This window comes from Mesorhizobium sp. M0140 (genome assembly GCF_040322475.1).
Lineage (GTDB): Bacteria > Pseudomonadota > Alphaproteobacteria > Rhizobiales > Rhizobiaceae > Mesorhizobium.
The window spans coordinates 1-17,062 of sequence record NZ_JAMYTM010000008.1; the positions used below are offsets into that span (position 1 = coordinate 1).

The 17,062-nt window shown below is 64.1% G+C and carries 15 protein-coding genes and 2 pseudogenes; 10 read left to right on the forward strand and 7 right to left on the reverse strand.

What is annotated here, in order from left to right:
• Positions 1 to 574: 574 nt before the first annotated feature.
• Together NKJ37_RS10150 and NKJ37_RS10155 are read left to right on the forward strand one after the other, a co-directional pair.
• The gene (locus NKJ37_RS10150; protein ID WP_352440395.1) at positions 575 to 1,606 is read left to right on the forward strand and encodes an autotransporter-associated beta strand repeat-containing protein; all 1,032 of its coding nucleotides are present in this window, start codon (positions 575 to 577) and stop codon (positions 1,604 to 1,606) included.
• Between the two features lie 128 nt (positions 1,607 to 1,734).
• Positions 1,735 to 1,833: pseudogene (locus NKJ37_RS10155) on the forward strand (autotransporter-associated beta strand repeat-containing protein); the annotation flags it as partial.
• A gap of 147 nt (positions 1,834 to 1,980) precedes the next feature.
• Here the strand turns inward: NKJ37_RS10155 and NKJ37_RS10160 are convergent.
• Positions 1,981 to 2,478 carry a hypothetical protein gene (locus tag NKJ37_RS10160; RefSeq protein ID WP_352773780.1) on the reverse strand — a complete coding sequence of 166 codons (498 nt, stop codon included), beginning with the start codon at positions 2,476 to 2,478 and terminating at the stop codon, positions 1,981 to 1,983.
• Between the two features lie 57 nt (positions 2,479 to 2,535).
• Here NKJ37_RS10160 and NKJ37_RS10165 point away from each other — a divergent pair.
• Both NKJ37_RS10165 and NKJ37_RS10170 read left to right on the forward strand, forming a co-directional pair.
• Positions 2,536 to 2,604: pseudogene (locus NKJ37_RS10165) on the forward strand (hypothetical protein); the annotation flags it as partial.
• Between the two features lie 379 nt (positions 2,605 to 2,983).
• Positions 2,984 to 4,237, forward strand: a complete 1,254-nt coding sequence (locus tag NKJ37_RS10170; protein ID WP_352773781.1) for an autotransporter outer membrane beta-barrel domain-containing protein — start codon at positions 2,984 to 2,986, stop codon at positions 4,235 to 4,237.
• Positions 4,238 to 4,253: 16 nt separating this feature from the next.
• Here the strand turns inward: NKJ37_RS10170 and NKJ37_RS10175 are convergent, their stop codons facing one another.
• Both NKJ37_RS10175 and NKJ37_RS10180 read right to left on the reverse strand, forming a co-directional pair.
• Positions 4,254 to 4,649, reverse strand: a complete 396-nt coding sequence (locus NKJ37_RS10175; RefSeq protein ID WP_013530049.1) for an acyl-CoA thioesterase — start codon at positions 4,647 to 4,649, stop codon at positions 4,254 to 4,256.
• A gap of 364 nt (positions 4,650 to 5,013) precedes the next feature.
• On the reverse strand, positions 5,014 to 5,955 hold the full coding sequence (locus tag NKJ37_RS10180; protein ID WP_352440394.1) for a phosphoribosylaminoimidazolesuccinocarboxamide synthase: 942 nt from the start codon (positions 5,953 to 5,955) through the stop codon (positions 5,014 to 5,016).
• A 258-nt stretch (positions 5,956 to 6,213) separates the two neighbouring features.
• Between NKJ37_RS10180 and NKJ37_RS10185 the strand changes: the two genes are divergently transcribed.
• The 3 genes from NKJ37_RS10185 to NKJ37_RS10195 are packed head-to-tail and all read left to right on the forward strand — an operon-like array spanning position 6,214 to position 9,952.
• Positions 6,214 to 7,830, forward strand: coding sequence for a GMC family oxidoreductase (locus NKJ37_RS10185; RefSeq protein WP_352440393.1), 1,617 nt, complete (start codon positions 6,214 to 6,216; stop codon positions 7,828 to 7,830).
• Positions 7,827 to 9,038: a mandelate racemase/muconate lactonizing enzyme family protein gene (locus tag NKJ37_RS10190; protein ID WP_352440392.1), complete on the forward strand. Its 1,212-nt coding sequence runs from the start codon at positions 7,827 to 7,829 to the stop codon at positions 9,036 to 9,038. The genes NKJ37_RS10185 and NKJ37_RS10190 overlap by 4 nt, the downstream gene beginning before the upstream one ends.
• A complete protein-coding gene (locus NKJ37_RS10195) occupies positions 9,035 to 9,952 on the forward strand; it encodes an NAD(P)-dependent oxidoreductase (protein ID WP_352773782.1) in 918 nt (305 codons plus the stop codon). The genes NKJ37_RS10190 and NKJ37_RS10195 overlap by 4 nt, the downstream gene beginning before the upstream one ends.
• 79 nt (positions 9,953 to 10,031) lie before the next feature.
• On the opposite strand, the gene NKJ37_RS10200 is transcribed toward NKJ37_RS10195, so the two are convergent.
• Positions 10,032 to 10,970: a diacylglycerol/lipid kinase family protein gene (locus NKJ37_RS10200; RefSeq protein ID WP_352630010.1), complete on the reverse strand. Its 939-nt coding sequence runs from the start codon at positions 10,968 to 10,970 to the stop codon at positions 10,032 to 10,034.
• A 723-nt stretch (positions 10,971 to 11,693) separates the two neighbouring features.
• Here NKJ37_RS10200 and NKJ37_RS10205 point away from each other — a divergent pair.
• The 3 genes from NKJ37_RS10205 (at position 11,694) to NKJ37_RS10215 (ending at position 13,936) form a co-directional block, all read left to right on the forward strand.
• Positions 11,694 to 12,128 (forward strand): hypothetical protein, encoded by a 435-nt coding sequence (locus NKJ37_RS10205; protein WP_127294990.1) that lies wholly within the window; start codon positions 11,694 to 11,696, stop codon positions 12,126 to 12,128.
• A 6-nt stretch (positions 12,129 to 12,134) separates the two neighbouring features.
• Positions 12,135 to 13,265 (forward strand): hypothetical protein, encoded by a 1,131-nt coding sequence (locus NKJ37_RS10210; RefSeq protein ID WP_352440389.1) that lies wholly within the window; start codon positions 12,135 to 12,137, stop codon positions 13,263 to 13,265.
• Positions 13,266 to 13,414: 149 nt separating this feature from the next.
• Positions 13,415 to 13,936, forward strand: a complete 522-nt coding sequence (locus tag NKJ37_RS10215) for a hypothetical protein (protein WP_023809774.1) — start codon at positions 13,415 to 13,417, stop codon at positions 13,934 to 13,936.
• A gap of 33 nt (positions 13,937 to 13,969) precedes the next feature.
• Here the strand turns inward: NKJ37_RS10215 and NKJ37_RS10220 are convergent, their stop codons facing one another.
• From NKJ37_RS10220 to NKJ37_RS10230, 3 genes are all read right to left on the reverse strand, one after another.
• Positions 13,970 to 14,500, reverse strand: coding sequence for a dihydrofolate reductase family protein (locus tag NKJ37_RS10220; protein ID WP_352610452.1), 531 nt, complete (start codon positions 14,498 to 14,500; stop codon positions 13,970 to 13,972).
• A 97-nt stretch (positions 14,501 to 14,597) separates the two neighbouring features.
• Positions 14,598 to 15,230 carry a hypothetical protein gene (locus tag NKJ37_RS10225; RefSeq protein WP_352610454.1) on the reverse strand — a complete coding sequence of 211 codons (633 nt, stop codon included), beginning with the start codon at positions 15,228 to 15,230 and terminating at the stop codon, positions 14,598 to 14,600.
• Between the two features lie 17 nt (positions 15,231 to 15,247).
• Positions 15,248 to 16,870 (reverse strand): FAD-binding oxidoreductase, encoded by a 1,623-nt coding sequence (locus NKJ37_RS10230; RefSeq protein WP_352752058.1) that lies wholly within the window; start codon positions 16,868 to 16,870, stop codon positions 15,248 to 15,250.
• Between the last annotated feature and the right edge of the window lie 192 nt (positions 16,871 to 17,062).

Here is a 17,062-nt window from a genome sequence, read left to right on the forward strand (position 1 = left end):
CTCGTCGAAACCATCGAGGCAGCCGAATGCAAGAACTACTTCGAAAACGCAGGCTACGCTTCCGTCAAAATATGAAACGCTCTAGTGGCACGGCCGGAGGGCAAGGATACACCGGCGCCAATGGAAGCGACAGTACAGGTACGGGCGGCGGTGGCGGCGGCGCCGCCGGCGGGGGTGACGGCGGAAAAGGTGGGGACGGTGCCCAAGGCGGAGCCGGAGGCGCCGGTGACCTCGGCAGCGGCACCATCACCGGCGATGGTGGCGCCGGCAGCAGCGTCGCAAGGGGCGGCTTTGGCAGTGGAGGGGGGGCGGAGCCGCGGGTGCCAATGGTGGAGGAGGTGGTGCAAGCGGCGTTGCCGGGAGCTTTTTCGACACATTTAACGGCAGCGACGGACAAGGTGTTGCGGGCGGAAATCCGGGAGGCTCGGGGGGGACGGCGGGAGGTGGCGGGGGTGGCGGAGGCAACGGCAATGGGGCTGGCACTTCAACGATCTCGATCGGTTCAACCGAACTGCTCCTGGGTGGGGGCGGGGGTGGCGGCGCTCTCGGCTATGGGGGGGGCAATGGCGGTGCGGTGACGTTTGGCGGCGGCGGCGGCGGTGGCTATGGGGCCATCGTGACGGGCGGCGGCTTGCAAAACACCAACAGCGGGACGATCAGCGGCGGCGGCGGCGGTGGCGGCCCTGGCAGCAAGGCCGGCGCAGGAAATGGTGGTGATGGAGGCGTTGGCATCATCTTCGCCAATGGCGGAGAAACCTTCACCAACAGCGGCACCGTTGCGGCCGGCGGCGGCGGTGGCGGCGGCGCCAGCTACAGCTTCAGCGACAGTATTCGAACCGCGGGGCCCGGAGGCAATGGCGGCGTTGGCGTGATCTTTACCGGCGACGGCGCCACCTTGATCAACAACGGCCTGATTCAAGGTGGCAATGGCGGCGGCGGTGGCGCTTCCTCGGCAGGAAATGGCAGCGGCGGCGCCGGTGGCGCTGGAATCGTCGGCTCCGGCCTCGCCATCACCAATACCGGCACGATCAGTGGCGGGGTCGCCGATGGCGGAGCCGGCGCCAGGGCAAACGCGGTCACCTTCACCGGCGGCGTGAACAGCTTCACCATCACCCAGTCCTCTGTCGTCAACGGTGTCGTGAAGGCGTTCAGCACGGCCGACACGTTCGGTCTTGGCGGTTCGGCCGGCGGTTCCTTCGACCTTTCACAATTGGGCGCGGCGGGCTCTTCCGCCCAGTACCAGGGCTTCGGCATCCTGGAAAAGTCCGGCACCGGCACCTGGACGGTTTCCGGCGCACCGGGTACGGTCATGGCCTGGTCCGTCACGCAAGGCATCCTCGATCTCGGCGCCACGACGCAGACCGCCAGCGGCTTCACGCTGACGGGCGGGGAATTGCGCAACGGCACTCTGAGCACCGCCGGCAGCTTCACCTTGAGCAACGGCATCGTGTCGGCGGTCGTCGGCGGGACCGGCTCCCTGGTCAAATCCGGCACCGGCACGGTCATCCTCACCGGCCTCAACACCTATTCGGGCGGCACCGTCGTCAACGGCGGCACGCTGAGGATCGGCGGCGACTGGGCGCTGGGCGATGTCTCGGGCGCCTGACCTTGAACGGCGGCGCGCTGCAGGTGACGGGCAGTCCCCTCAATTTCACGCTGGAGCGCCAGGTAATCCTCGGCGCCAATGGCGGTACCTTCGATGTCGGCGCCGGCAAGAACCTGATCCTCGACGGCGTGGTTTCGGGCGACGGGCAACTCGCCAAGACCAGTTCCGGCACGCTGACGCTGAACAGCGCCAACAGCTATTCGGGCGGCACGGCGGTGCGCGGCGGCGGCCTTGTCGTGGCGGCGACAGGTGCGCTCGGCGACGGGCCGGTCACGATAAACTCGAACGGAAGCGGGGGATGGGCCAAGCTCTATTTCTCGGGCAACGACGCCGCCAATCCGGTCAGCGCCCAGGATCTCTCGATCACCGTCGGGTCAGGCGACCTCAACTTCCAGCGCAATGCGACGGCGGGCGCGGCCACCATCGTCCTGGCGAAGGACGGCTACGGCGGGCTCAATTTCAGCACTGGAACCGATGCCGGCACGGCCAGCATCACCAATCAGGGCGGCGGCTTCGTCGCCTTCACGGGGGCAAGCGCCGCCAACGCGACCATCGTCAATGACGGCTTGGGCATACCGTATTATTTCAGCCGGACAACCTTCGACGGCGATTATTCGAGCAATGTGTCTTCCTCCGCCGGAGAGGCCACGATAACCAACCGGAATGGCGGCTCGACCGTTTTTTACGGACATTCGGACGGCGGAACCGCGACGCTGGTCAACGAGGCCGGCGGCACGCTCGATTTCCAGGGATCGTCGCAGGCGCAGGACGCTACCGTCGTCAACGGCGCCGGCGGCAGCGTGCTGGTGCGCTTCCGGGACCAGGACTCGGTGCTCGATGTCGGCTCGCTGTCGGGCGAGGGAGCCATACAAATCGACGATTCACAGCTTTCGCTCGGCGCGCTCGGTCATGACGACGTCATCGGCGGCGTGATTTCCGGAAACGGCTCCCTGACCAAGACCGGCACGGGCAAGCTGACGCTCAACGGACAGAACAGCTATGCGGGCCCGACCACCGTCGGCACGGGAACGCTGGTGGTGGGCGACGCCAGCCATGGCGACGCGAGCCTCGCCGGCGATGTCACGGTGGATTCCGGCGCGCGCCTTGGCGGCATCGGCACCATAGGCGGCAATGTCACCATCCTCGGCACGCATGGCGTCGGCAATTCCATCGGCGTCCAGACGGTCGGCGGCAACTATGTCAATCACGGCATATTCGAAGTCGAGGCGACCCCATCCGGCGCCGACAAGCTGATCGTCGGCGGCACGGTCGACATATCAGGCGCGACGCTCAACCTGGTCCTGACGCCGGCGACAGCCGAGAGCTGGAACCTGCGCAACGGGCCGTACACGATCATCCAGAACAATGGCGCGGCCGATGTCGCCGGCACCTTCGCCTCCGTCGGCAACCTCAACGACCTTCTCTTCCTCGACCATCTCATCAACTACAAGGGCGGCGACGGCAACGACATCACCCTCACCTTGGCGCAACGACGTTGCGGTCGCCAACGTCGCCACCACCGGCAACCAAATCGCGACCGCCGGAGCCCTCGACCGGCTGGGCGAAGGCAGTGCGCTTGCATGGGCCATGCTGCTGATGACCGACAAGGATGCCGCGCGCCTGGCGCTCGATGCCGCGTCGGGCGAGGTTCATGCCTCGGCCAAGGGGATGCTTATCGAGGACAGCCGCTTCGTCGCCGATGCCGCAACCGCCCGCGTCCGGGCGGCCATGGGCGACGTCACCGCTCCCGCCATGCCAGTGATGGCTTATGGCGAGGGCGGCCCGGAGCTGGTCGAGGCCGACACCAGCCGTTTCGTCGTGTGGGGGCAGGCTTTCGGCTCCTGGGGCACGGCGAGCGGCGACGGCAATGCCGCCGGCCTCGACCGCTCCACCGGCGGCTTCCTCGCCGGCGGCGACACCGCGATCGGCGAAGCCTGGCGGGTCGGCCTGCTGACCGGCTACAGCCACGCCAGTTTCGACGTCGACGATCGTGCCTCTTCCGGCTCCAGCGACACCTATCACATCGGCCTTTATGGCGGTGGACAGTGGGATGGCCTGGGCCTGCGCGGCGGCGTCGCCTACAGCTGGAATCGGATCGACACCAGCCGCAACGTCGTCGTTCCAGGCTTCGCCGATGCGCTGACGGCGAAGTACGATGCCGGCACCGCGCAGGTCTTCGGCGAGGCCGGCTATCGCGTCGAGACGCGCATGGCTGCCTTCGAGCCCTTCGCCAGTCTCGCCTATATCAACCTGCACACCGACGGCTTCACGGAAAAGGGTGGCGCCGCGGCGCTCACATCCGCGGCCTCGACCACCGAGACCACCTTCACCACGCTCGGCTTGCGTGCCTCGGCGGGCTTCGACCTCGGCGGGGTGCAGGCAACCGCGCAGGGTACGCTAGGCTGGCGTCATGCCTTCGGCGACACCACGCCGACTACGGACATGGCCTTCGCCGGTGGCGACCTCTTCACCATTGCCGGCGTGCCGATCGCCAAGGATACAGCCATTGTCGGGGCCGGGCTCGATTTCCGGATCGCCGACAGAACCACGCTGGGGATCAGCTACTCCGGCCAGTTCGGGACGAAAGCGGCCGATCAGGGCGTTCGCGCCACGATGGAAGTGCGGTTCTGATTTTACGGCTTGCGCGTCAGCCTTCGGCAGGAACCGCTTTCGGCTTGCCCTCGCCATCCAGCGCCACCATGACGAAATCGGCATGGGTGACCTTTTCCATCAGGTCGGAGAGGTAGCGCTGCGCCCAGGCCTCGACCTTGAGCGTCATCGAGGTGCGGCCGACGCGTTCGACATGGGTGTAGATGCACAGCGTGTCGCCGATCTTCATCGGCTTGGCGAAGGACATCTCTTTCACCGCAGCCGTCACCACGCGGCCCTTGGCGCGCTCGGCGGCACGGATGCCGCAGGCGAGGTCCATCTGCGCCATCACCCAGCCGCCGAAAATGTCGCCGGCCGCATTGGCATCCGAAGGCATGGCCAGGGTGCGCAGCGTCAGATCGCCAAGCGGCCGTCCTTCAGCGTAGTGCACCATAGGAGAATTCCTTCGAGACCGGCCGCCCTCGATCCCGTATCGTCACGGCGCCCGAAGGTCAACGCGCCACGACATGGCCACAGGCTCCGAACTGACAAAAGACCTGCGACTGCCGGGTCGCGGTGTCGGCAGCTTTTTTGCCGGCAGCTTTTCACGATAGGAATTTTTTCTTGACTCAGTGACCGCAGCTATGGTACATTTTTGCCTATGGTGCTGATTTGCGCCAGTGACCCGCCGTACAGGCGGGTTTTTCGTTTGATGCACCGTCAGCCAACACCCGGCAAGGCTCCGTTAACCCGAGTTGGTGGGCTCTGGCATGGCGATGGGTGGAAGACGGCAGTTCGCATCACCCGGCGAAGGTCGATCAGAAATAGCGCCTGAGGTTCGTGCGAATACGATCGAGCACGCTGTCCCCGGAAAGGTCTGGAGAAAATTCCTTGCCGGTGATCGCCTCATAGGCCTGCGCATAGACCCGCGAAGCCTGTTCGACGATCTCGTCGGGTATCTCAGGGATAGGGTCGCTGTAAGGATCGCACCGCGCCGAGACCCACGAGCGGATGAAATCCTTGTCGAAGCTCTCCGGCCGGCTGCCGCTGGCGAGCGCCTGTTCGTAGCTCGCCGCAATCCAGTACCGGCTGCTGTCCGGCGTGTGGATTTCGTCGGCGAGAATGATGGTCCCGTTCTTGTCGGTGCCGAATTCGTATTTGGTATCGGCGAGGATGAGGCCGCGCTCGGCGGCGCGCTGCTGGCCGCGGGCGAACAGCCGCAAGGCGTAGTCCGATACGGTATCCCACTGCGCCTGCGTGAGAAGACCCTGCTCGAGGATCTCCGCTTTGGACAGCGGTTCGTCATGGCCGCCATGCGCGGCCTTGCTGGTCGGCGTGATGATCGGCTCCGCCAGCTTTTCATTGTCGCGCAGGCCGTCCGGCAGGTGGATGCCATACATGTCGCGGTCACCGCGCTTGTAGCGCGTCAGGATCGAGGTGCTGGTGGTGCCCGCCAGATAGCCGCGCACGACGATCTCGACCGGCAGGATGTCGAGCCTCGTGCCGACGACGACGTTCGGGTCGGGGTATTCGAGAACATGGTTCGGGCAGATGTCGGCGGTTTCCTCGAACCAGTAGCGCGCCGTCTGCGTCAGGATCTCTCCTTTGTACGGGATCGAAGTCAGGATGGTGTCGAAGGCACTGAGGCGGTCGGTGGCGATGATGATGCGCCGGCCATCCGCAAGGTCGTAGTTCTCGCGGACCTTGCCGCTGTAGTGGCCCGGCAGTTCGGGGATGAACGCGTCAGGGAGGGTTCGCATATGATTTCCTGCCTTCCGCAGAGTGGCCAGAGCATGATTCCGAAAAGTTGCAGACTTTCGGAGAAAATCATGCGCCAAAATAATGCCATCGCATAGGCTGTCGAGAAGGTAGATATCAAGCGCGATTGTCGGGCATCCCCGCAAACCCGGCCAGTTCGACGGTCGCTTTTTTCACAACTGATGCCGGATGGCGCGGCGACTTCGGAATGCCGTCGCGTCTAGGCTGCAGCCAATCTTTCGGAGCCTCCCATTTCCATCATGCAGACCTATGATTTCATCATCGTCGGCTCCGGCTCGGCCGGCTCGGTCCTGGCCGAAAAACTCTCGGCCTCGGGGCGCTTCTCGGTGTTAATGCTGGAAGCCGGCGGCAGCGACCGCCGCTTCTACGTGCAGATGCCGCTCGGCTACGGCAAGACCTTCTTCGATCCTGCCGTCAACTGGAACTACAAGGCCGAGCCGGATCCGGGCCTCGCCGGCAATACCGACCACTGGCCGCGCGGCATGCTGCTCGGCGGTTCAAGCTCGATCAACGCCATGGTCTGGATCAGGGGCGCCCGCGAGGATTTCGATGCCTGGGCCGCCGCCGGCAATCCCGGCTGGGGCTATGACGATCTGCTTCCCGCCTTCAAGGCGCTCGAGGACAACCAGGCCGGTGCCGACCGATGGCGCGGCACGGGCGGCCCGCTGCATGTCACCGACTGTTCGGACGCAGTCCATCCGCTGACCAAACGCTATCTCGCCGCCGGCCAGCAGGCCGGCCTGCCGCTCAACCCGGATTTCAACGGCGCCGCCCAGGAAGGCGTCGGCATCTACCAGATCTCGACCCGCAACGGCCGCCGCATGTCGGCGGCGCGCGCTTTCCTGCGCCCGGCGATGAAGCGCGGGAATGTCCGCGTCGAGATGAAGGCGCTGGCGACAAAAATCCTGTTCGAGGGCAAGCGTGCCGTCGGCGTCGAATACCAGCAGAACGGCGGGATGAAGACGGCGCGTGCCGGCCGCGAAATCATCCTGTCGGGCGGTTCGATCAACTCGCCGCAATTGCTGCAACTGTCCGGCGTCGGCCCTTCCGCCCTGCTTGGGAGCCTGGGCATTCCCGTCGTCCATGCCAACGAAAATGTCGGTGCGCATCTGCAGGACCATGTCGGCATCAACTACACCTTCAAGGGCCGGCTGCCGACGCTCAACCAGACGCTGCGTCCCTGGTGGGGCAAGCTGCTGGTCGGTATGCAATACATCCTGACCCGCTCCGGCCCACTGTCGCTGTCGATGAACAATGCCGGTGGCTTCTTCCGCACCGACCCGGCGGCGACGCGGCCAAACATGCAGCTCTATTTCCAGGCCTTCTCGACCGTCATTCCCAAGAGCGGCGAGCGCCCCATCCTGACGCCCGACCCATGGCCGGGCTTTTCCATCGGCCTATCCAACTGCCGCCCGTCGAGCCGTGGAGAGATCATGATCCGCTCGGCCAACCCACGCGACTACCCCAGGATAACGGCCAATGCCTACTCCACCAATGCCGATGTCGAGGAGATGCTGTCAGCGGTGAAATTCGTGCGCAAGATCGCCTCGATGCCCGCCATGGCCGAGATCATCGAGGAAGAGGTGTTGCCCGGCCCGTCGATCACCTCGGACGCCGATCTGGTCCAGGATTTCAGGAAGCGCTCGGGCACCGTCTATCACCCGGTCTCGACCTGCCGCATGGGGCCGGATCCCGCGCGCGCCGTCGTCGACCCCCGCCTCAAGGTGCATGGTCTGGAAGGTTTGCGCGTCATCGATGCCTCGATCTTTCCCGACAACATCACTGGCAACACCAACGCCGCCTCGATCATGACCGGTTGGAAAGGCGCCGAATTGGTTCTGGAGGACCAAGAATGAGGATCACCGACGTCAAGACCTGGGTTGTCGGCAATCCGCCGCCCGGCATCGGCGGCAAGTATTTCATCTTCGTCAAGCTGACCACCGATGGTGGCGTGGTCGGCTATGGCGAGGCCTACAACGCCACCTTCTCGGCCCATGTTACCGCCCGGATGGTCGAGGACATGGCCGAGCGCTATCTCGTCGGCCGCGATCCGCACGACATCGAGAACTTCTTCCGCCGCGCCTATTCCTCCGGCTTCACCCAGCGCCCCGATGTGTCCGGCATGGGCTGCTTCTCGGCGCTGGAAATAGCCTGCTGGGACATTATCGGCAAGGAAGCCGACAAGCCGGTCTACAAACTGCTCGGCGGACAGGTGCACGAGACGCTGCGCTCCTACACCTATCTCTATCCGCACAGCGGCAGCGTCCACTCCGAGGACGCGCACGGCAAGAACGTCTACAACGATCCAGATCTCGCCGCTGCCTGTGCGCTCGAATATGTCGAGCAGGGTTTCAATGCCGTCAAGCTCGACCCGGCCGGCCCCTACACCGCCTTCGACGGCCACCAGCCGCGCCTCGTCGATATCGACCTGTCCACCCGCATGATCAAGGCGATCCGCGAGGCGGTAGGCACCCGCGCCGACATCCTGTTCGGCACGCACGGCCAGTTCACGGCGTCCGGCGCGCTGCGCATGGCGCGCGCCATCGAGCCCTACGATCCCTTGTGGTTCGAGGAGCCGGTGCCGCCTGATATGCCTGAGGTCATGGCCCAAGTGGCCCGCGCGACCTCGATCCCGATCGCCACCGGCGAGCGGCTGACGACCAAATTCGAGTTCGCCCGCGTCATCGAGAACCGCGCCGCGACCATCCTTCAGCCGGACCTCGGCCGCTCCGGCGGCATTCTCGAAACCAAGAAGATCGCCGCCATGGCCGAGGCCTACCACATCCAGATCGCGCCGCATTGCTATTGCGGACCGATCGTCGGTGCCGCCAACATCCAGCTGGCGGTAACGCTGCCCAACTTCCTCATCCTCGAATCGCTGAAGCAGTGGGACGGTTTCCACGCCACGCTGCTGAAGAAGAAGATCGAGTGGCAGGACGGCAAAATCATCCCGTCGAAGGAGCCCGGCCTCGGCGTCGAGCTCAACGAAGCGGTCTGCGACGCACATCCCTATACGGGCAAGGAATTGCATCTGCAGATGATGCAGACGCCGTTGATGCCGTGAGCGAAAGCTACGCCTTCATCGGTCTTGGCCATCTCGGCGGCAACCTTGCCGCCAGCCTGATCCGCAACGGCTTTGCCGTCACCGTCTTCGACCGTGACCCCCCCGCCGTCGCGCGCCGGGGGGCGCGCGGGGCCACAGCGGCAAGCAGCCCCGCCGAGGCCGCCGCACGGGCCGGCAACGCCATCTCCTGCCTGCCCTCTCCGAAGGTCAGCGAAGCCGTGCTGGCGGGCGCCGATGGTCTGCTGGAGGGCCTGCCCACAGGCGGCACCTGGATCGAGATGTCGACCAACGGCCGCGACGAGATTCTCCGCCTCGCGGCCCTCGCCTCGGCCAAAGGCATCGAGACGCTGGAATGCCCGGTCACCGGCGGCGTGCATCTGGCGGCGGCCGGAAAGATCACCGCGCTGGTCGGCGGCGATCCAGCGCTCTATGCGCGCCATCGCCCGGCAATCGAAGCGATGTGCGCGAAATCGTTCTTGATGGGGCCGGTCGGCTCGGCGGCGGTGATCAAGGTGATCACCAACATGCTCGCCTTCGTTCACCTCGTCGCCGCCGGCGAGGCGCTGATGCTGGCCAAGCGAGGCGGGCTCGACCTCGCCCAAGCTTATCACGCCATCGTCGCCTCCTCCGGCAACAGCTTCGTCCACGATACCGAAAGCCAGCTCATTCTCAACGGCTCCTACGATATCGGCTTCACCATGGATCTGGCGCTGAAGGACCTCAGCTTCGCGCTCGCCATGGGCGAACAGTCAGGCGTGCCGCTTGAGCTGGCGTCGCGCGTCAACGCGATTTTTCAGCAAGGCAAGGCCGCCTATGGCGGCGGCGCCTGGTCGACCCAGATCGTCAAACTGTTGGAAGATGCCGTCGGCACCGACCTGCGCGCACCTGGTTTCCCGGCCAAGCTCGAACTCTAACGCCGGCTGGATATTAAGCGATTTCAGCGAGTTGGCTGGATCGGCGGATTCATCTGAATCAATCCGTCAACGGCTTGATTCAGTATCTGAGCGTCAACGCACCCGGCAGGATCTCGAAGGTCGCGGGTATGCGTCCCGGCGACTCGCCGTCTATGTCGACCAGCGCGCCGTTCTTCTCGACATCGCCGAGCGGTTCGACCACCACTTTCCTGCCGCGCAAGATGGTGATCGCTGGATGGTTGCGGTGCCGGCCGCCATAGAGCAGCCGGATGTCCCAGATCAGCTTCAGCTTGCCGGCGGCGCGCAGGATGACGATGTCGAACTGCCCGTCGGTCAGTTCCGCATCCGGCGCGATCATCATGCCGCCGCCGAAGAATTTTCCGTTGGCGACCGCCACCAGCGCCATGCGCGCTTCGACGGGCGCGCCGTCGTCGACCGTGATCCTGACGTCCTGGAAGCGGTAGCGGATGAACTCGACCACGGTGCGCCACAGGAAAAGCGCCTTGGCCGACATCCTGCCCTTGCGCTTGTCGGCATTGACGGCGCGGTCAGTGGCGCCGGAAAGCCCCAGGCTGGCGATGTTGATGAAATGCCGGCTGGCCAGCGCGCCATGATCATCGATGTAGCAGATGCGCCCGGCATCGACCTTGCGACCCTTGGCTTCGGCCAACCGCTTCAGCACGGCATCCACCTCTTTCGGCAGGCCGAGCCCGCGCGCGAAGTCAATGCCGGTGCCGCACGGCAAGAGGCCGAGCTCGGTGGTCCGGCCGCTTTCCTGGAACGCCTGCAGCAGTCCATCGGCCACTTCGCTGGCGGTGCCGTCGCCACCGGCCGCGATCACCAGGTCGAAGCCAATCATCGCGAGATCGATTGCCAGCCTTTCGGCGTCACCTTCCGCCTGCGTTTCGCGCAGCTCGAATTCGCCGAAGTGCTTTTTCAGCGACGCGGCGACCTCAGGCCAGTGCCGTTTCAGCCGGCCCCCACCGGCAATCGGGTTGAGAACCACTCCGACTTTCAAGCAACCCTCCCGCAAGGACATCGAGCCGCTCGGCACCTCGAATCCTTTGCCGGCATTGAAGCCCGCACCGGCCGGCAGGGCAAGGGCCGAATGTCCACCGCTGCCGCCCATCATGGCGGATCGGAAAATCGCATTCCCTGGTTGATCCCCGATAATCCCGCTATCCACAGGCCTCAGGCCATTCCCCAGGCCCCTTACCCGGCGTAGGTTAAACCCATCTCAGGCGGCTACCGATCATCCAGCCGAAAGGCGAAGTGAAAGGCGGATTTCCTGAGGCCCGGACGGCCCGAAGCGAGAGCAGGCTTGCCTGTTTCGAGGGACGGAGCCGAGACCTACGGGGCCGCGGAAAGCGTGCCAACGCCGACGGCGGACCGATGCTGCCATGAAGGACGGCAAAAACCTTCGATGGTGCGCAGGGCAAAGCCCGCAAGGGTGGAAACCAGCGTGGTCCCGAACGGACGCTGCTCTCGGGCGGCGGACTGGCAGGACCGTCAAAATCAAGGCCGGCAAGGCGCGACGACTTTACGGAAGTTGCTGCCGCGACCGTGTCCTGATCTGACAGGGAGGCGCTGGGAGAAATCCCGGCGCCGACTGTCTTTTTGCCCCTCGATATCCTTCGCCGGCGATCTCGCGGGCGCCGCTTCACCGCGCGCTAAAATCGGTTAGTATCGCTGCGTCGTCAGAGTCTGTTTGCAAAGCGGACTCGTAGAGGGGGGATACTTCATGACGCTGATCCAGAAGCTTGCCGTCGCCTATGCTTTCCTGTTTTTCGGCGTCGTCGCCATTGGCTACATACCCGCGTTCAATGACGCTGGCGGCAATCTGTTCGGTCTGTTTTCGCTGCAATGGTATGACGACCTGCTGCACGCCTTCTCCGGCGTCTGGGCGCTGGCCGCCGCCTTCATCTCGCACCGCCAGGCGGTGTTCTATTTCAAGTTGTTCGGTTCGGTCTACCTGTTCGACGGCGTGCTCGGTCTGGTCACCGGTTCCGGCTGCCTCGATGCCGGCATCTTCATCAACGGCTTCCGCTCCCTCAACGATATCGAATTCCCGGCCCGCTTCTTCGCCAACCTGCCGCACCTGGTCATCGGTGGCTTCGCCGTCTATGTCGGTTTCCGGCTGGCCAGGCGCATACACGAACACTTCGCCACGGCCTGATCTGGCATGTTCCTGTTCCGCTGGCTGAAGCGCATCATCAAGACGATCCTGTGGGTGATCGTCCTCGTCATCCTCATCCCGATCGCCGGGCTGAGCTACGGCTTTCTGACGACGTCGTCGCTCGACAAGACGCCGCTGCCCGGAATTGCCGATGGCGCGCCGCCCAAGGCGCTGGCCGACAAGGTCCGCGCCGAGATCCCCTTCTACCAGCGGCCGGAGGAATCGACCTTCCTCACCTATCCGGAATGGGCGATCGTCTACGCCGCGCGCGAATATGCCGGCTTCGTCGACAAGGACCAGCCGAGCGGCTTTCCCTACTGGTCCTATGTCGGCCGCTTCTGGCAGGACTACGCCATGGTCATCCGCGCCAGTTCTGCCTACAAGTTCAACTACGCCAACCACCAGATGCTGGTCATCATCGGCACCAGCCACTCGATCGAGCATATATTGCAGTGGGCCTATGAGAACACGGTCGGCCGCATCACCGAGGCGACGACGGCCAAGCGCACCGCCGCCGACATCTATCAGGCCAAGCTGGCGGCGGACTATGCAGGGTTTCTCGACCAGGTGCCCTGGTATCAGTTCCCCTATGCCGAGAAGCGCGCCGGCCTGTTTGCCGTGCAGCCGGCGCCGGGAGACAGCTCGATCCGGACCAGCGAACGCAAGCTGGCGTTCGGCCTCGCCGACACCATCAAGCAGGGCTATGCCGACCTGATCACCAAGGCGCTCGCCGCGACGATGGACCCTGCCTTGCTCGACGTCCATGTCTGGGCCAAGGGACCCGTCGGCGAAGCCACCCGCAACGAGCCCGACACCTTGCTCGAACGCGACATGGGCGCTGACGGCACCATCTTCGTCACCAGGCGCTATCAGGTCTTCACCGAAATGATCCCGCGCCTGATCGACAAGGGCGTCTCCTTCGTCGAGATCGGCGGCAATGACGAGATCATGGTCACGGTGCTCTCCACCGATACGATCGCCATCCCTGAAGGCATGCGCATCCTGTTCAGCTATCCGCTCCCGGCCGATCAATCCACGCGCCGCACCGGGCTGACCGTCGCCGTGCGCAAGCTGCATCTCGTGCTGCCGGCGCTGATCAAGGCTGGCGCCAGGCTTGAACACGTCTACGACTACTGAGGCCTTTCGGCCACGCCCGGCCAGGATTATGCATTTCCTGGGCTCCGCCACGCCCATTCCACAATCGCGGCCAAATCCCGCCTTGTTCGCGCGCGAAGGAATGGGAAGAAATGGATGGGTTGCCGGGGGCATCTCGAAGGGACAAGACCGTGATCAAGACCGCCCTTGTCGCTATGACCATTGTCGGCTGCGACTGCGACGCCAAGCTTTGCGAATATATCGGCGAGACGCCGGCCAAGTGGTCGACCGTCGCCGAGTGCGAAGCGGCGATGAAGAGCCAGATGCTGCACGAGCGCAATTTCAACTATCCGCTCGTCTCCGGCATTTGCCGCACGAAGGGTTCGTCGTCCTCCTCGCAACTGGCCGCGACCGCGTCGCGCCCGGAGCTGAAGCCGGCCAGCCGCGTTGTCAGAACCGAAAGCCCGCTACCGCCTGAATTGAGCCACCGGCCGAGCGTCTCGGTCGGTTCGCCGACGACGGCCATGGAAGCCGACGCCGCCCGGCCCGTCGCCTATGAACAGGTGGTCGATGGCGGAACCGGCGTGCTCTATCGCACCAAGAACGGCTACGCCGTGGTCAAGACCGATCTCGGCCGCGCCGCCTCGGCGACCGCCGATGCCGCGAAACGCTCCGTGAACTGGCTGGCCGGCTTAGTGCCAAAGGGGCTGTAGTCCTGCTAGCGTCTCGGTTTGACGACCGCTTAATCAGGCAGGCACATAGGTCAACCTGATTACGTCATCGCCGATCAAATCGCTGGCCACAAAGCGAAGCGGCGGCCGGGGGCCGGCGAAGAATGGCTTGCCATGACCGAGCACGAACGGGTGGAGGTAGAGTTGATATTCATCGATAAGACCAAGGTCGGTCAGGCTTCGTGCCAGGTTTGGTCCGGAAACTGAAATCTCCCCGACGAGCTCAGCCTTAAGCCCACCTATCACCGCCTCGACGTCGTCCCCGACAAGTGTGGCGTTGGGGCCGAGCGACTTCAGAGAGCGCGACACAACCCACTTCGGTTGGCTCCGCCACGCCGCCGCGAATTCGTGCGCCTCCGCGCTCCATTCAGGACTGTCTTCGTCCCAATAACGCATGACCTCGTACATGCCGCGACCGTAAACACTGCCGCTCAAATTGCGCACTTGCTCTATCCAGTGACGAAAGATTGTCGGGCCTGACGGCATTTTCTGGTGGTCGACATAGCCGTCGAGGGACTGGTTCATTCTGAAAATGAGCTTCGCCATGCTGCAGGATCTCCAACATCCGGATCGTCAGAATAACTTGAGCCGCCGTTATGCAAAAGTATGGATTCCCCCCCGAAACCCAAACTGAGAGACGAGCCTAGTCCCGCTGCAGCTTGACTTTCAGGCTCTGCCAGAACTTGTCGATAAGCGGCTTTTCGGTCGCTGCATCCTCGCCGGCAACGCGGGTGATGAACAGCAGCCCCCGATCGGCCAGGCCGAAGCCGACGATCTCGAAATCGGCGGTGTCGGTGCGTGTCTTCACCTCGGCGCGAATCCCGGTCAATTCCTTGCCGTCGGCGAGTTTGCGCGTCGTCGGCTCCTGCGTCAGCTTGGCGCCGGCCTGCACCGATTCCTTGGTCATCTCCTGCAGCATCAGCTGGTTGAGCGACACCGGGTTCATCGTGCCATATTCCTGCACGACGACGATCGTGCCGAGAGCCGACGCCATCAGATACTGCGTGATATCATCGCCGAGATCGGTCTTGGTCACCGAAATGCTGCTGGGGTGAACGAAGGAGAAAACGCTGCCGGAAAAGGTGGCGAAGTCGTTGCGCTCGAGCGTCACCTTGCTGTGCTTACCGCCGGGTAGCGTCACATCAGTGCTCTCGCCGGGATCGATATCGATCGTTACCCCGTCGATGGTCAGCTTGAAGGCTTTGAGATCCTCGCCCCCGGCCGGTCCAGCGCACAGCGCGATGAGGGTGAATGCCGCCGCCGATACCATGCGCATGGCTGTTCTCCTGCTTCTTATGCCACCCCGCTCAGCGCCTTGATGGCACGGTAGAAGGTCGAGGAAAACAGTTCCGTAGGGTCATACTGCCGCTTCGCCGCCAGGAAGGCCGGCAGTTCGGGATAGGAGGCCAGCAATTCCCTGGCCGTATAATGCAGCTGGTAAGGCAGGAAGAAGCGCCCGCCATGCTTGATCGTCACGTCGATCAGCGCCCGCGTCAGCGCGCGCATCCTGGCATTGCCGTCGGCATCGGTCGGCTGGTTGATGTAGAGCACTAGCGAATAGGCTGGCTCCGGCGCGTAGGTCAGCGCCACATCCTCCTTGTGGACGATGCGCACCGAAGCATTGAGCACCGGCAGCGTCTGGTTGCGCAGGATCTCGCGCGCTTCCGCGATGAATTCGACATAGGCGGCACGTGGAATAAAATATTCGTGCAGGATGTCGGTCTCTTCTATTTGATCGTTGAAGAGATAGGGCACCGAATCATGCATCGGGTTGTTGCGGGTGACGAGACAGGCCTCGCCCTCGGCCATGGCCGAAGTACGCGCCACCGTGCAGCTTTCGAATTTCGGCTCCAGCGTCTTTTCGGTGAACCACTTCAACTCCTGGAACAGGCTGCCCCATTTCGCCAGGTTGATGATCACCCGCTTCAACCCGACTGAACCCGGCTCGCCGATCTCAGGCTGATCCGCCGGCGGCTGCTCCGCCACCTTGTCGTAACGGTAGACGATCATATCCTCGAGGAAATTGCCGGGCGCCGTCGACAGATGGCCGTAGAACAGGCCGATATTCTTGTTCGGCTCCAGCACCTCGGCGAAGAATTTCGGAAAATCGTCCGATCTGATGATTTCGCGCGAGGTCCGGTAGACGGCGTTTTCGACGATATCGAGCGTCGCCTCCAGCACCACGCCGAACAGGCCATAGCCGCCGACGACGTGGCGGAACAGATCGGTGTTCTCGGTGGGCGAGCAGGTCGTCACCGAGCCGTCGGCCAGCATCACTCGCATCGAGCGGATCGAGCCCGCCACCGACCCTGCCTGGTGGTCCATACCGTGCGCATTGACCGACAGCGAGCCGCCGACCGAGAAGATGTCGGTCGACTGCATCGCCTTCACCGCAAAGCGCGGATGCAGAAGGTTCTGGATGTCGTGCCAGCGCGCGCCCGGCTGCAAGGTCATGGTCTTCGCCGCCGCATCCACGGTCACATTGTTGAACTTTCTGAGGTCGAGTACCAGCGCGTTGTCGTCGAAGGCATGCCCGCCCATCGAATGGCGGATGGCGGCCAGTGAGACTTTCAGGCCATTGGCACGCGCGAAGGCCAGCGCATTGGCGATGTGCTCGTCCTCGCTGACCTCGACGACGCCGTAGACCGGCGTCATCGACAGGCCGCTGGCATCGTTGATGTCGCCGCCTTTTGCCGACCAGGGCAGCGACGCATCGAAGGCCGGCGCATTGTCCAGCGGCTTCAAAGGCAACGCGAAGCCGTCGATATCGGCTATCCGTCCGGCGTTCTTCGGCCCCGAAGGCGCGCGCGCCAGCCGCGCCACGGTGTTGCCGCCCCACAGCACCGCGCCACCTAGGACAGCCGCACCCAGCAGCAATCGCCGCGACAGGCGAAACCCTTTTTGTTCGTCGGCCATGAATATCCCCCGTTGGCCAAGGGATAGCGCGGCTTTTTGGCAAAAACCATAGCGATGCCGCCGGACAGCGTTCCGCCGGCCGGCCCTGGGGTCCAGCCGGAAGACCTCATCCAGGTCGCCCGGCATCGAGGGGCGAGGCATGAAAATGGCCGATCCCCGGAGGGACCGGCCATGAGTGGAACAGGGTTTGAA